At 53.0% G+C, this 12,546-nt stretch carries 13 protein-coding genes; 5 read left to right on the top strand and 8 right to left on the bottom strand.

The window, feature by feature from the left end:
- Window positions 1-28 precede the first annotated feature (28 nt).
- The 3 genes from AC6I8W_RS11485 to pdeR all read left to right on the top strand — a co-directional run bounded on the left by AC6I8W_RS11485 (window position 29) and on the right by pdeR (window position 4,514).
- Entirely contained in the window at window positions 29-2,095 is a 2,067-nt protein-coding gene (locus tag AC6I8W_RS11485) for a carbon starvation CstA family protein (RefSeq protein WP_497835118.1), read from the top strand.
- Window positions 2,088-2,372: a YbdD/YjiX family protein gene (locus tag AC6I8W_RS11490; protein ID WP_497835119.1), complete on the top strand. Its 285-nt coding sequence runs from the start codon at window positions 2,088-2,090 to the stop codon at window positions 2,370-2,372. The genes AC6I8W_RS11485 and AC6I8W_RS11490 overlap by 8 nt, the downstream gene beginning before the upstream one ends.
- Window positions 2,373-2,528: 156 nt before the next feature.
- Window positions 2,529-4,514: a cyclic di-GMP phosphodiesterase gene (gene pdeR, locus AC6I8W_RS11495; RefSeq protein ID WP_497835120.1), complete on the top strand. Its 1,986-nt coding sequence runs from the start codon at window positions 2,529-2,531 to the stop codon at window positions 4,512-4,514.
- Window positions 4,515-4,529: 15 nt separating this feature from the next.
- On the opposite strand, the gene AC6I8W_RS11500 is transcribed toward pdeR, so the two are convergent.
- The 3 genes from AC6I8W_RS11500 to araD all read right to left on the bottom strand — a co-directional run bounded on the left by AC6I8W_RS11500 (window position 4,530) and on the right by araD (window position 7,444).
- Window positions 4,530-5,396: a crotonase/enoyl-CoA hydratase family protein gene (locus tag AC6I8W_RS11500; RefSeq protein WP_021183107.1), complete on the bottom strand. Its 867-nt coding sequence runs from the start codon at window positions 5,394-5,396 to the stop codon at window positions 4,530-4,532.
- Window positions 5,397-5,536: 140 nt separating this feature from the next.
- Window positions 5,537-6,520 (bottom strand): 2-keto-3-deoxygluconate transporter, encoded by a 984-nt coding sequence (gene kdgT, locus AC6I8W_RS11505; protein ID WP_497835121.1) that lies wholly within the window; start codon window positions 6,518-6,520, stop codon window positions 5,537-5,539.
- Between the two features lie 225 nt (window positions 6,521-6,745).
- The gene (gene araD / locus AC6I8W_RS11510) at window positions 6,746-7,444 is read right to left on the bottom strand and encodes an L-ribulose-5-phosphate 4-epimerase (protein WP_497835122.1); all 699 of its coding nucleotides are present in this window, start codon (window positions 7,442-7,444) and stop codon (window positions 6,746-6,748) included.
- A 349-nt stretch (window positions 7,445-7,793) separates the two neighbouring features.
- On the opposite strand from araD, the gene osmB reads away from it, so the two are divergent.
- Window positions 7,794-8,009 carry an osmotically-inducible lipoprotein OsmB gene (gene osmB, locus AC6I8W_RS11515; RefSeq protein ID WP_084875083.1) on the top strand — a complete coding sequence of 72 codons (216 nt, stop codon included), beginning with the start codon at window positions 7,794-7,796 and terminating at the stop codon, window positions 8,007-8,009.
- A 75-nt stretch (window positions 8,010-8,084) separates the two neighbouring features.
- Here osmB and yciH read toward each other — a convergent pair whose 3' ends face one another.
- The 5 genes from yciH to pgpB all read right to left on the bottom strand — a co-directional run bounded on the left by yciH (window position 8,085) and on the right by pgpB (window position 11,688).
- Window positions 8,085-8,408: a stress response translation initiation inhibitor YciH gene (gene yciH, locus AC6I8W_RS11520; protein ID WP_497835123.1), complete on the bottom strand. Its 324-nt coding sequence runs from the start codon at window positions 8,406-8,408 to the stop codon at window positions 8,085-8,087.
- On the bottom strand, window positions 8,408-9,115 hold the full coding sequence (gene pyrF, locus AC6I8W_RS11525) for an orotidine-5'-phosphate decarboxylase (protein WP_497835124.1): 708 nt from the start codon (window positions 9,113-9,115) through the stop codon (window positions 8,408-8,410). Before pyrF ends, yciH begins: the two co-directional genes overlap by 1 nt.
- Before the next feature lie 199 nt (window positions 9,116-9,314).
- Window positions 9,315-10,484, bottom strand: a complete 1,170-nt coding sequence (gene lapB / locus AC6I8W_RS11530) for a lipopolysaccharide assembly protein LapB (RefSeq protein WP_497835125.1) — start codon at window positions 10,482-10,484, stop codon at window positions 9,315-9,317.
- Between the two features lie 6 nt (window positions 10,485-10,490).
- Window positions 10,491-10,796 (bottom strand): LapA family protein, encoded by a 306-nt coding sequence (locus AC6I8W_RS11535; RefSeq protein ID WP_497835126.1) that lies wholly within the window; start codon window positions 10,794-10,796, stop codon window positions 10,491-10,493.
- Between the two features lie 127 nt (window positions 10,797-10,923).
- The gene (gene pgpB, locus AC6I8W_RS11540) at window positions 10,924-11,688 is read right to left on the bottom strand and encodes a phosphatidylglycerophosphatase B (protein WP_497835127.1); all 765 of its coding nucleotides are present in this window, start codon (window positions 11,686-11,688) and stop codon (window positions 10,924-10,926) included.
- Window positions 11,689-11,916: 228 nt separating this feature from the next.
- Between pgpB and ribA the strand changes: the two genes are divergently transcribed.
- Window positions 11,917-12,510, top strand: coding sequence for a GTP cyclohydrolase II (ribA, locus tag AC6I8W_RS11545; protein ID WP_497835128.1), 594 nt, complete (start codon window positions 11,917-11,919; stop codon window positions 12,508-12,510).
- Window positions 12,511-12,546 lie beyond the last annotated feature (36 nt).

The following is a 12,546-nucleotide window of genomic DNA, read 5'->3' on the forward strand; positions in this document are numbered from 1 at the left end:
TTTCCCGGTCCCTACAAGGAGTTAACTCATGAACAACGTCAAAACCGGATTGATCTGGTTAGCGGTGGCGTTAATTGGTGCGGCGTCGTTCGCCATGCTGGCGCTAAGCCGTGGTGAACACGTCAATGCGGTCTGGTTGGTCATCGCTGCCGTGGCCTGCTACAGCATCGCTTATCGCTTTTACAGTCTGTTTATCGCCCGCCGTATTTTCGAGCTGGACGACCGCCGCCGTACCCCGGCGGAACGTTTTAACGATGGGCTGGATTATGTGCCCACCAACAAGTGGGTGCTGTTCGGCCACCACTTCGCCGCCATTGCCGGAGCCGGTCCGCTGGTCGGCCCAATCCTCGCGGCACAAATGGGTTTTCTCCCCGGCACCATCTGGATTCTGGTTGGCGTGATGCTGGCCGGTGCGGTGCAGGATTTCCTCGTGCTGTTTATCTCCACCCGCCGCGATGGCCGTTCGCTCGGCGAAATGGCGCGTCAGGAACTCGGCAACTTTGCCGGGGTGATCACCATGCTCGGCGCGTTGGGGGTGATGATCATTATTCTTTCCGCCCTGGCCTTGGTGGTGGTTAAAGCGCTGGCGAACAGCCCATGGGGCTTGTTTACCATCGCAGCGACTATCCCGATCGCGCTGTTTATGGGCGTGTATATGCGTTTTCTACGTCCGGGGAAAATCGCTGAGGTATCGATTATCGGTTTTGTGCTGATGATGGCAGCGATTATTTTTGGTGGTGATATTGCGCAGCATCCCTACTGGGGACCGTTCTTTACCCTGAAGGGCACTGAACTCACCTGGGTGCTGGTGATTTATGGTTTCGTGGCCTCGTCGCTGCCGGTATGGTTGTTGCTGGCACCGCGTGATTATCTCTCTACCTTCCTGAAAATTGGCGTGATTATCGGTCTGGCAATCGGCATTTTGTTTGCCATGCCAGAACTGAAAATGCCCGCAGTGACCAAATTTATTGATGGCACCGGCCCGGTATTCTCCGGTGCGCTGTTCCCATTCCTGTTTATCACCATCGCCTGTGGCGCGATCTCCGGCTTCCATGCGCTGGTCTCCAGCGGCACCACGCCGAAACTGATCGAACGTGAAAGCCATATTCGCTTTATTGGCTACGGTGCCATGCTGATGGAGTCCTTTGTCGCTATCATGGCGCTAATCTGCGCCTCGGTGCTGGATCCGGGGGTCTATTTTGCTATGAACTCGCCGGCAGCGCTAATTGGCACCACCGTTGAAAACGCCTCACAAGTGATTAACGGCTGGGGCTTTGTCGTCACACCAGAAATGCTGATTTCCATCGCCTCGGAAGTGGGTGAAAATACCATTCTGTCACGCGCCGGTGGTGCACCGACCTTTGCCGTTGGCATGGCACACATCATCACCGATGTGTTCAACAGCCGCGCCATGATGGCGTTCTGGTATCACTTCGCCATTCTGTTTGAAGCGCTGTTTATCCTGACCGCAGTGGATGCCGGAACGCGTGCCTGTCGTTTTATGGTGCAGGATCTGGTCGGTACCGTGGTGCCGTCACTGGCGAACAACCGTTCCTGGTTCGGCAATATGGCGGGAACCACCGTGGCGGTGGCCGGTTGGGGTTTCTTTGTTTATCAGGGCGTGGTCGATCCGCTGGGCGGCATTAATACCTTGTGGCCGTTGTTCGGCATCGGTAACCAGATGCTGGCGTCAATGGCGCTGATTCTCGGCACCGTGGTGCTGTTTAAGATGAAGAAACAGCGTTACGCCTGGGTGACAATTCTGCCTACTGCGTGGTTGTTTATCACTTCAATGACCGCCGGATGGCAGAAAATTTTCCATGAAAAACCGTCGATTGGCTTCCTCGCCCAAGCCAACAAGTTCCGTAAAGGGCTGGATGAGGGCGTGATTATCGCACCAGCGAAAACCGTCGCCGATATGCAAACCATTGTATTCAGCAACCAGATTAACGCCGTGCTGTGCGGTTTCTTTATGCTGGTGGCCGTCACCATGTTGATCGCGGCGTTCTTTGTCATTCGTCGCGCCCTGCGCAGTGAAGTGCCTACCGTGCATGAATCGCCAGTTTCGCTGCGTAAGGAGGTGCGTAATGTCTGAAGCAATTTTAGCCTGGCGTAAACCGGCCGGGAGTTGGCAGATCAATCAGTGCCTGCCACTGGGCGATCCGCCACGCACCCGTTGGCAAAAACTCTGGCATGGATTACAGCAAAGTTTTCGCTTAATGGTCGGCGTGCATGATTATCAAAATTATTTGCAGCATATACGTCGGCACCATCCCGGACAGACGCCGATGAGCGAGCGCGAATTTTATCGTTACTGCCTCGACGCTCGTTTCCCCAGTCAGCCCGGAAAATTGGGTAAGTGTCCGTGTTAATCCTGTTTAGCCCCAAATTTTTGGGGCTTTTTCGTGCCATTCATTTATCTAAACAAAAATATATTTGGATTGCATCTTGTGCTTGTGCAAGAGGATGAATACTGTTGCTAAAATAATGAGATACCGTCTGCTGAGTACTCCCTGGAGGAAGTTTCCATGACCGATGAACAAGGGCAAACGTTGCTATACACCTTGTTTGGCACCACCAGCCCTCATTGGCGTCTGACTGCGGACAGCGATGCTTTACATTTTGCCGAAGAGGAAAATGCCCATACTAATCTGGCAGTTCCGCTTACCCCTGCGCAGGCAAGTTTACTGCGCGCTATGACCGTTATCACCTCCAGCATCAATCTGACGCTATCACTGCATGGCGTGCCGGTGCCTATGCATTTTGTTGGCCGTAAAGTGAATCAGGCGACATGGGCTGGCACTGCCTCAGCCTGGGGTGACACCTCGTCGGTCGCACGTGATTTGACCCTCGGCCTGTCGTTTGCCGAGCAGGTGGTATCGGAGGCCAACTCGGTGATTGTCATCCTTGATCAGCGAGGAAACATACAACGTTTCAATCGATTAAGTGAAGAATATACTGGCCTGAAAGAACATGAAGTAATTGGCCGGAATGTGTTCCAGCTGTTTATGACCAAACAGGAAGCACAAGCCTCCCGCCGCAACATCGCCGGATTCTTCCGCGATGGCAGCTCTTATGAAGTGGAACGCTGGATCAAAACCAAAAAAGGTCAACGACTGTTTCTGTTTCGTAATAAGTTCGTGCATAGCGGCAGTGGGAAAAATGAAATTTTCCTCATCTGTTCAGGAACCGATATCACCGAGGAGCGACGCGCCCAGGAACGTCTGCGCGTACTGGCCAACACCGATACGGTGACCGGTTTACCCAATCGCAACGCTATCCATCAGCAGATTAGTCTGGCACTGGAGACGACGAAAAACGCTCAGACCGGCGTGGTCTACCTCGATTTAGACAATTTCAAAAAGGTCAATGACGCCTACGGTCATATGTTTGGTGACCAGTTGCTCCAGGCAGTCTCGCTGGCGATCCTGAGTTGTCTCGGCAAAGACCAAACCCTGGCGCGCCTTGGCGGTGACGAGTTTGTGGTGTTGGCGGAAAACACCAGCCAGGCGGCACTGGAGGCGATGTCTTCCCGTATCCTTGAACGACTGCGTCAACCGTTTCGCATCGGTTTGATTGAGGTGTACAGCGGCTGCTCGCTCGGTATCGCCCTCGCCCCACTGCACGGTGAAGATCGGGAAAGCCTGATCCGCAATGCCGATACCGCCATGTACCACGCTAAAGAGAATGGGCGCGGCAAATTTTGCGTGTTCGCCAGCGAGATGAATCAACGCGTGTTTGAGTATCTGTGGCTGGATACCAATCTGCGCAAAGCGCTGGAGCAGGATCATTTGGTGGTGTACTACCAGCCGAAAATTGATCACGACGGCGAGGTGCGCAGTGCCGAAGCGCTGGTGCGCTGGAATTCACCAGAGCGTGGGCTGGTGCCACCGGGCGACTTTATCGCTTACGCGGAGGAGTCTGGCCTGATTGTCCCGCTGGGCCGCTGGGTGATGTTGAACGTGTTACAGCAGATAATCGCCTGGCGTCAGGCGGGTATTTGGCTACGGGTGGCGGTAAATGTATCGGCCAAGCAATTGATTGATCAAAGTATTTACAGCGATCTGAAGCAGGCACTGATTGAGGGTGGCATAACGGATTGTCCGATTGATATCGAACTGACCGAAAGTTGCCTGATCGAGAACGAAGCCGACGCGCTGAAGCTGATGAAACAGTTCCAGGAATTAGGTGCGCAGGTGCATCTCGACGATTTCGGGACCGGTTACTCTTCGTTGTCACAGCTGGCGCGTGTACCGATCGACGCCATCAAGCTGGATCAAAGTTTTATTCGTAATATCAATAAGCAACCGGTGGCACAGTCACTGGTACGTGCGATTATGGCTGTGGCCAAGGCCCTGGAGTTGCAGGTGATTGCCGAGGGTATTGAAACCAAAGCCGAAGAAAAATTTGTTATGGCTAACGGTGTCGATGGGCGTCAAGGTTATTACTACGCAAAACCAATGCCCGCGGACCAGCTCGGGCATTGGCTGGCTAAGCATCCTGCCCGCGTTTAACCCCGGTCTGCGAGATTATCCGGCTTTGCGCAGGGACGCGCTGTGACGGTTTTGCAGCTGCACCAGACGTTCCATATACGCAATGTCTTTCGGTTCCAGCGTGAAAGCATAATCCACCCAATCTTCGGTTATATCCATCAGTTCCGCCCTTGAGAGTTGCAACACGCGCTGACGTGCTTTCAACATCGCCCGTACACCATTTAGTTTAGGGCGCAACGTGTCGATAAACGTACGTGTGGTGCGATAGCTATCCCCTGGCTGGAAGACTTTGTCGACCAGACCACGGGTTTCATACCACTCCGCACTGTGTGACTCCCCTTCACAAATTAACTCTTCTGCTAGCTTCATACCCGCACGGCGCGCCACGAGCGAGTAGCCACCCATGCCAGGGAACAGGTTAAAGGCAATCTCCGGGAATCCCATGCGTGCGCTGTTTTGCGCCAAAATGAAGTGATGCGCCAGTGCGGCTTCAAAGCCACCGCCGAGTGCACTGCCCTCGATCATCGCCAGCGTGACTGCGCCGGTATCAAAGCCTCGCGCCGCCGAATGGATGCAATCCACACAGGCTCGTGCGTAGGCGCGCAGCGCTTCACGTCGGTTGTTGCGAATACATTCAACAAAGAAACGTAAATCGCCTCCGGCGTTAAACATCTGCGGCACTAACGACCCCGTCACCCAGAAATCAATCGGTAAACCAGAACGCTGCGCCGCATAGCTCAGGTTCATGATTTCTTCGATTAATTCGTGGTTGAAACTGGGACGTGGTTGCGCCCGCAGCATCATCCACATGGTATGACGCCCTTCCTCGTAGTAGGCCGCCAGCTGGGTGGTTTGTCCGACTTCGGTAAACAGTCGGCATGTCGGTTGGTTAATCACTGTCATAGTCTCATCCTCTAGTTATGTGATGCGTTAAACGCAATATCAGCGTAATCCAGAGTGAGGCCAGACCAAATGAGAGATTGATTTATAAAGCAAATTCCAGAGATTTCCCCGACTCAGGGGTCGGGGAAAGATTAGCGAGGTTACTTAATAGCGGCGCGCTGGCCCACAGCAGCACGAAAACGCTTAATGCGGCGTGAATAAAGCGCCGTAATGATCGGCACCAATACTGAAGTCACGATTACCGATGTTGCCACTAATGCGGTAGCGGCAGGCGCGACCGGTTTGAACTGTGGCAACATTTCAGCGATTAAAACCGGTGTCGCTACCGCCGCGCCAGCGGTACTGGAAGCCGCAATCCCCGCCGTGCCATCACCGCCACCGATCAGGCGATCCGCCAGGATTAACGGAATGCCGGTGATGATGATGACAGCGACGCCGAGCATAATCCCAAGCAAGCCGGTTTGCGCGATAACCGCTAAGTCGATGGTGTTGCCGAGCGCAAAGGCAAAGAAGGGAATCAGGGTATGTACCGCTTTGCCGAAAAACTCGCGCAACTCGGGATCGAGGTTACCGAGGGCAAAACCGACGAGGAATGGCAGGACTGCGCCAACGAAGACATGCGGCTCAAAAGAAGCGATACCTGCCGTGCCCAGAATAACCATCGTCATCAATGGCCCTGATTCCAGTGACATCAGCACAAACGCGCCCGCTTCTTCTTTCGAGCCATATTGCTGCATGATCGAGGCATACAGACCACCGTTGGTCATATCCATCGCCGCCACTAACGCCAGCGTCGAAAGACCGGCAAACATCCCTACTTCCACGCCATTTTCCGGCATCACGCGTGAAGCAATGGCCGCAACCACCCAGGCAACCGCGATTTTCGTCAATACCAGCGTACCGGATTTGCGCAGCACGGTGCCGGTGGCACTGAGTTTGATCGAGGCACCCATACAAAAGAACCATACCGCAAGAATCGGTACGGTGCCGGTCATCAGTCCGTTAGTAAAGGAGCCAAAATACTTGCCTGCGCCGGGAGAAAAGGTATGGCATAGCGCGCCAAGAAAAAGCGGAATCAACATCATACCGCCAGGAATTTTATCGATTGCACGTTTGATATGCATTTGAGTATCACCTGTACTGAGCCAGAGGGAGGTGCGTTTATTGTTGCCATGCGGCATAAGCGGCAAGATAACGGCTCTGGACCGACAAAAAAGTGATCGCAAATATATTTATGAAACGTTGTTTTACTTTTATTGGTTTATCATTTTATTTTTTTGATCCTGGTCGCCATACCAGTCGATTTCAGGCGATAAAAAAGGCGCCAACTGGCGCCCTGGTTGTTTTGTTCACTTCTGCCCATACCAGGCGTTTTTGCCATGTTTGCGCAGATAGTGCAGATCAAGCAGCGTTTGTGAAATCGGCGGGAGAGCCTGATGCAGCTGCTCGGTATGCAGCGCCATATACGCCACTTCCTCCAACACTACCGCGCTATGTACCGCTGCATCGGCATCTTTGCCCCAGGCAAAGGGGCCATGAGAATTAACTAACACTGCCGGAATCGCGCTGGGTGATATTTCGCGCTTAGCGAAGGTTTCAATAATCACTTGCCCGGTATTCCACTCATACTCCTGTTCGATTTCTTCGCGCTGCATCGCCCGCGTGCAGGGAATGGTGCCGTAGAAATCATCCGCGTGGGTGGTGCCCCAGGCAACTATGTCCCGCCCCGCCTGTGACCAGATAGCAGCGTGGCGTGAATGGGTATGGACTATGCCGCCAATATCCGGCCAGGCGAGGTACAGCGCGCGATGGGTAGCGGTGTCGGATGAAGGACGCATGTTGCCCTCAACTACCTTGCCGCTCTCCAGCTCTACCACCACCATATCGTCACGCTGCATGTCGGCGTACTTCACCCCGGAAGGTTTGATCACCAGCAAACCGCTATCACGATCGATGGCACTGACATTGCCCCAGGTAAAGGTCACCAGGTTGTAACGTGGCAGATCCAGATTGGCTTCCAGCACCTGTTGTTTCAGCGCTTCCAGCATATTTTTTCTCCAGCAAGATGTGATGAAGAAATTGTGCAAAGGCTGCGGCAAAAACGTTATGGAGGGAATCGCTGTAAAAGCTGCGGAAAGTGGCTGAGCACGTAAAAATGTGGCGTGAATTCGGAGTTTTCCATCTTCGGAAAAATCTCTTAATGATTAGACTGTCTCCAGCCAACCACGGGCCGATTTTGCTGCCATGTGGCACGGCTATCCCCCTGTTTTTGCATGCGGGCTGCGGATTGCAGGCTCACGGATGAGAACCGTTATGGAATCACAGGGTGAAACGATTGCAGGAAACAACACCTATACTTAAAACGTTGTCCCTGTATGTACAATCAAGGAGAAGTTTATGACAACAACAATGAAACGTCTGACCGCCGCCGTACTGGCTACCACTCTGGTTATTGCCTTGAGTGGTTGTTCAAACTGGTCCAAACGTGACCGTAATACCGCGATTGGTGCGGGTGCGGGTGCAATTGGTGGTTCTGTTCTGACTAACGGAAGTGCATTAGGCACCATTGGTGGTGCTGCTGTGGGTGGCATTATCGGCCATCAGGTTCATTAATTCCTGACTACATAACAACAGGCTTAACGCAGCGCATCTACATAAACAGGCCACTCATTGAGTGGCCTGGTCATTTTAGCCGCCAGCCAGTTTTACCTTCATGCCTTTAGCTTCGAGCAACGATTTCAGCAGGTCGCGCTTATCGCCCTGAATCTCAATCACGCCGTCTTTAACTGCCCCACCGCAGCCACATTTTTTCTTCAGCTCGGCGGCCAGCTTGGTCAGTGCCTCATCATCGAGATCGACACCGGTGATCAGACAGACCCCTTTACCTTTGCGCCCGCTGGTCTGGCGTTGAATACGCACGATGCCATCGCCTTTCGCGCGCACGGCTTTCTCTTCAGTTGGCGTAATACGGCCGGTTTCTGTGGAGTAAACCAGTGGATTGTCCTGAGCCATTAGCCCTCCTGTAAGCTGTGCAGAATCTGTTGCAGGGTGGCGGCGGGATCGGCTGATTGGGTGATCGGACGCCCGATAACCATGTAATCCACCCCGGCCTGTTGCGCCTGCTGCGGTGTCATGATGCGACGCTGGTCACCTGCGTCACTGCCAGCCGGACGGATGCCCGGTGTCACCAGCGCAAAATCTTTACCGATGACCTGTTTGAAATGCGCGGCTTCCTGCGCGGAGCAAACCACGCCGTCAAGACCACAATCACGCGTCAGACGTGCCAGACGTTCAGCCTGCGCCGCAGGTGACAACGTGATACCGAGACCTTTTAGATCCTCTTCATCCATGCTGGTGAGTACGGTGACCGCAATCAACAGCGGCGCATCGTTACCGTACGACACCAATGCCTCACGCGCTGCGTTCATCATGCGCGCCCCACCACTGGCATGGACGTTAACCATCCACACACCGAGGTCTGCCGCGGCGGCGACCGCATGCGCTGTGGTGTTCGGGATATCGTGGAATTTCAGATCGAGAAAAATCTCGAAGCCACGGTCCTGCAACGTTTTAACCAGCGTCGGCCCAAACAGGGTGAACATCTCTTTACCGACTTTCAGGCGGCATTGGCTCGGGTCGATACGATCGACAAATTGCAGTGCGCTGTCGAGATTATGATAGTCGAGTGCCACCAGAATAGGTGAAGTGGTAACAGGCATAACGTTTCCTCAGTTACAGGCACCCGCAGGCGCGTTAGACAAACGGCAAGCATTCTACCTGCGTGATCTGGCGACGACAATCACAGCACCACGATTAGCGACCTGTTTGACTGAAGGCTGCACGATGCGGCAAGGAAATAATTGATATGATCTTTAGTATGTTGTAACTATATTGCGCTTTTTTTTAGTAATACGGCCATTATTGGCCGTCAAGTCCACGAATCGGTTTCACCGAAGACCAGGTGCGACAGGAAGGGCAATGCCAATACAAGGCATGCGCAGTAAATCCACATTTCTGGCAGCGATAGCGCGGTTTGGTGCGGATTTGCTCCCCAACCATATCACGCAGCACCATCAGGCTCTCTTTGGCACGTCCATCTTCGGCTTCATGCAGGTGAAAATCCATTAAACGATGGAAAACCCGCATCGTCGGATGACGTTGCAGCTGGCGATTAATATAGAGTTGCGCAGCTTCCGGGCCTTGTTGTTGTTCGAGGATATCGGCAAGATAGAGTTCGGCCACTGCCCCGGTATTTTCATCGACACAGCGTTGCAGGAATTGTGCCCATTGTTCGGGCTGATTCAGACGTTGATAGCAGGTTTCGAGCATCGGTAAGGCTTCGCTGACCAACTCTTTATCCTGCTCAAGCACACGCTGTAAGCGTTCGACCGCTTTCGTATACTCACCCTGCTCCATATAGATGCGACCGGTCATAATCGACACGCGCGCACTTTGACGATCTGCCGCTTCGCCTTTTTTCAACAGCGCCATAGCGCGATCAAGATCGTCGCTGCTGAGTGCCTGCAAGGCCAGTTCACAGTAGAAATGCGCTATTTCACCTTTCTGCTTATCCTTGCCCAGCTTGACCAGCTTTTCCGCGACTTCAATGGCCTGCTGCCAGTCACTGGTTGCCTGATGGATCAGCAGAAGTTGCTGCAACGCACCGATGCGAAAATCGGTCTCATCCACCAGTTGGCTAAACATATCTTCCGCCCGGTCATACAGACCGGCGGCCATGTAATCACGGCCAAGCTGTTGTACCGCCAGCAAACGTTGCTCATAGCTGAGCGACGCGCTTTCCATCAAAGATTGGTGAATGCGAATGGCACGGTCAACTTCGCCGCGGGAACGGAATAAATTACCCAGAGTGAGATGGGCTTCGACCGTGCCACTGTCCTCTTTTAACATATCGAGGAAGAGATCAACGGCCTTGTCCTGTTGATTGGAAAGCAGGAAGTTAACCCCCGCAACGTATTCACGTGACAGGCGATTGGCTTCCTGTTGCTTATCCTGTTGCGCACTGCGGCGGCCCATATACCAACCGTAAGCCGCAGCAACAGGAAGAAGCAGAAACAGCAATTCAAGCATCGAAGCTTAATCCCGACGGGCAGCAGAAGGCGACGTTGTCACCGCCGTCGATTGTTCATTCTGCGCCTGCATGCGTTTTAACTTACGCTGCGCTTGCGCCAGCGATACCCGTAAACGTAACCAGAACAAACCGCAAATCGCCCATCCCAGCAAGAATCCAGCACCAAACAGAACAGCCAGCAATGTAGAAATACGGAATTGGCCCTGCGCCAGCAGATAGTTAAAAGTGATGATTTGATCGTTGTGCGCTCCGAGTGTCACGGAGATGATAAAAATGACCAATACCACGAGAAAAATCAGCAAATATTTCACAATGCATCCTGTCGTGAGGTTATCCAGTAGAAGTATGCCAAAAAAGCGGCGTTGATGCTGCTTATCACCGCATCAAACCGCCTGATTTACGCAAGTCCAATCAATAATATGGGGCCAGATGCGAAAATTACAATCCGTCGTCGCGCTGCGCAATCTCTTTTACCTCAGCTGGCGGGACTGTCAAGGGGCCGCAAAAACGTTGTGCCAGCCAGGTCGCCACCGTCACCAACAGCCAGGAAATCAGCGTTGCCATTACCAAATCACGCGGCCAGTGCATTCCGAGCAGCAGGCGGCTCCCCATCACCAGTGAGGCCCAGACAAACAGCAGCACAATCGTCAGGGTATGCCGACGCGGCCAGAGTAAACCAATAACCAGCAGCGCCCAACTGGCAGCAAACATGGTATGGCCTGAAGGAAAAGCGAAGCCGGTTTCAAAAGCCCAGTGTTTTTTTAACCATCCCGGCAGTTGGGTATCATCCGCGACCAGTTGCTCAACCAGCTTGCCGCGCTGCTTACGTTTCAATTCATAGAATTGGCTTTCATTGATACCGTGACTCTTTTCCAGCCACACGACATACGGTCGGGGTTCCTGTACCTGATCTTTAATGAAAGATTTCGTGTATTGCCCAGCCAGGATCGCGCCATTCATGATGATCAGTAGCAGGATGGCCGGTTTGAGACGAAAGCGCAGACACCATAATACCCAGGCGCTCAGGATCAGGCTGGTGAGGATACCCCAGGGACTGGTGACCGTTTCGGTCATCCAGAACAACACTTTCAATAGCGCACCATTCTCCCCAGGTTGCCACTGCCAGCCAGAAAGCCAGACGCCGAGCGGCATAATCAGCAATAAAACCGCACCAATGGTGGTGCGTTGTATGATTTTGAACATCCATCTTCCTTTGAAACCACGCAAAATACTGTGCTATGCATAACTTTAGCTTAAAAAAGAATAACATAACCGTTGCAGCTTGGATAATTGTGCTTTATCACTACAATAACTCTGACTGATTAACTGCCTGCAACCAGGTTGTGGCACAATATTGTCAGTTTTTCGGGCCACTCAGGCCCGTGCGTTATCATGATGATAGCGCATCCTCTGAAGGTTCTGGAGAGTCACATGCAGCTTAAACGGGTAGCAGAAGCCAAACTGCCCACGCCATGGGGAGACTTCCTCATGGTTGGTTTTGAAGAACTGGCAACCGGTCACGACCATGTTGCACTGGTCTATGGTGATATTAGCGACCACAATCCGGTGCTGGCGCGCGTCCATTCCGAATGTCTGACCGGTGACGCATTGTTCAGCCTGCGTTGCGATTGCGGATTTCAGCTGGAAGCCGCGCTGACCGCTATCGCTGAAGAAGGACGCGGTATCCTGCTTTACCATCGTCAGGAAGGCCGTAATATCGGCCTGTTAAATAAGATTCGCGCTTATGCCTTGCAGGATAAAGGTTATGACACCGTGGAAGCCAACCATCAGTTAGGCTTTGCCGCCGATGAGCGTGATTTCACCTTGTGTGCAGATATGTTCAAACTGCTGGGGGTGAATGAAGTGCGTTTGCTGACCAATAACCCACGTAAAGTAGAAATCCTCAGCGAAGCCGGGATCAATATCGTTGAGCGCGTCCCCTTAATCGTCGGGCGTAACCCGAAGAACGCGCATTATCTTGATACCAAAGCGGAAAAAATGGGCCATTTGCTGCCGAAGTCATAAAAAGCACGTTTCGTAGCGGCGCGATTTATCGTGCAG

The organism is Pantoea sp. X-Soil-TKNS-1211 (assembly GCF_059730495.1).

What these genes read in the sequence shown, in the direction of transcription:
- AC6I8W_RS11485 (WP_497835118.1), top strand. Translation starts at nt 29, where the DNA reads ATGAACAACGTCAAAACCGGATTGATCTGGTTAGCGGTGGCGTTAATT.
- AC6I8W_RS11490 (WP_497835119.1), top strand. Translation starts at nt 2,088, where the DNA reads ATGTCTGAAGCAATTTTAGCCTGGCGTAAACCGGCCGGGAGTTGGCAG.
- pdeR (WP_497835120.1), top strand. Translation starts at nt 2,529, where the DNA reads ATGACCGATGAACAAGGGCAAACGTTGCTATACACCTTGTTTGGCACC.
- AC6I8W_RS11500 (WP_021183107.1), bottom strand. Translation starts at nt 5,396, where the DNA reads ATGACAGTGATTAACCAACCGACATGCCGACTGTTTACCGAAGTCGGA.
- kdgT (WP_497835121.1), bottom strand. Translation starts at nt 6,520, where the DNA reads ATGCATATCAAACGTGCAATCGATAAAATTCCTGGCGGTATGATGTTG.
- araD (WP_497835122.1), bottom strand. Translation starts at nt 7,444, where the DNA reads ATGCTGGAAGCGCTGAAACAACAGGTGCTGGAAGCCAATCTGGATCTG.
- osmB (WP_084875083.1), top strand. Translation starts at nt 7,794, where the DNA reads ATGACAACAACAATGAAACGTCTGACCGCCGCCGTACTGGCTACCACT.
- yciH (WP_497835123.1), bottom strand. Translation starts at nt 8,408, where the DNA reads ATGGCTCAGGACAATCCACTGGTTTACTCCACAGAAACCGGCCGTATT.
- pyrF (WP_497835124.1), bottom strand. Translation starts at nt 9,115, where the DNA reads ATGCCTGTTACCACTTCACCTATTCTGGTGGCACTCGACTATCATAAT.
- lapB (WP_497835125.1), bottom strand. Translation starts at nt 10,484, where the DNA reads ATGCTTGAATTGCTGTTTCTGCTTCTTCCTGTTGCTGCGGCTTACGGT.
- pgpB (WP_497835127.1), bottom strand. Translation starts at nt 11,688, where the DNA reads ATGTTCAAAATCATACAACGCACCACCATTGGTGCGGTTTTATTGCTG.
- ribA (WP_497835128.1), top strand. Translation starts at nt 11,917, where the DNA reads ATGCAGCTTAAACGGGTAGCAGAAGCCAAACTGCCCACGCCATGGGGA.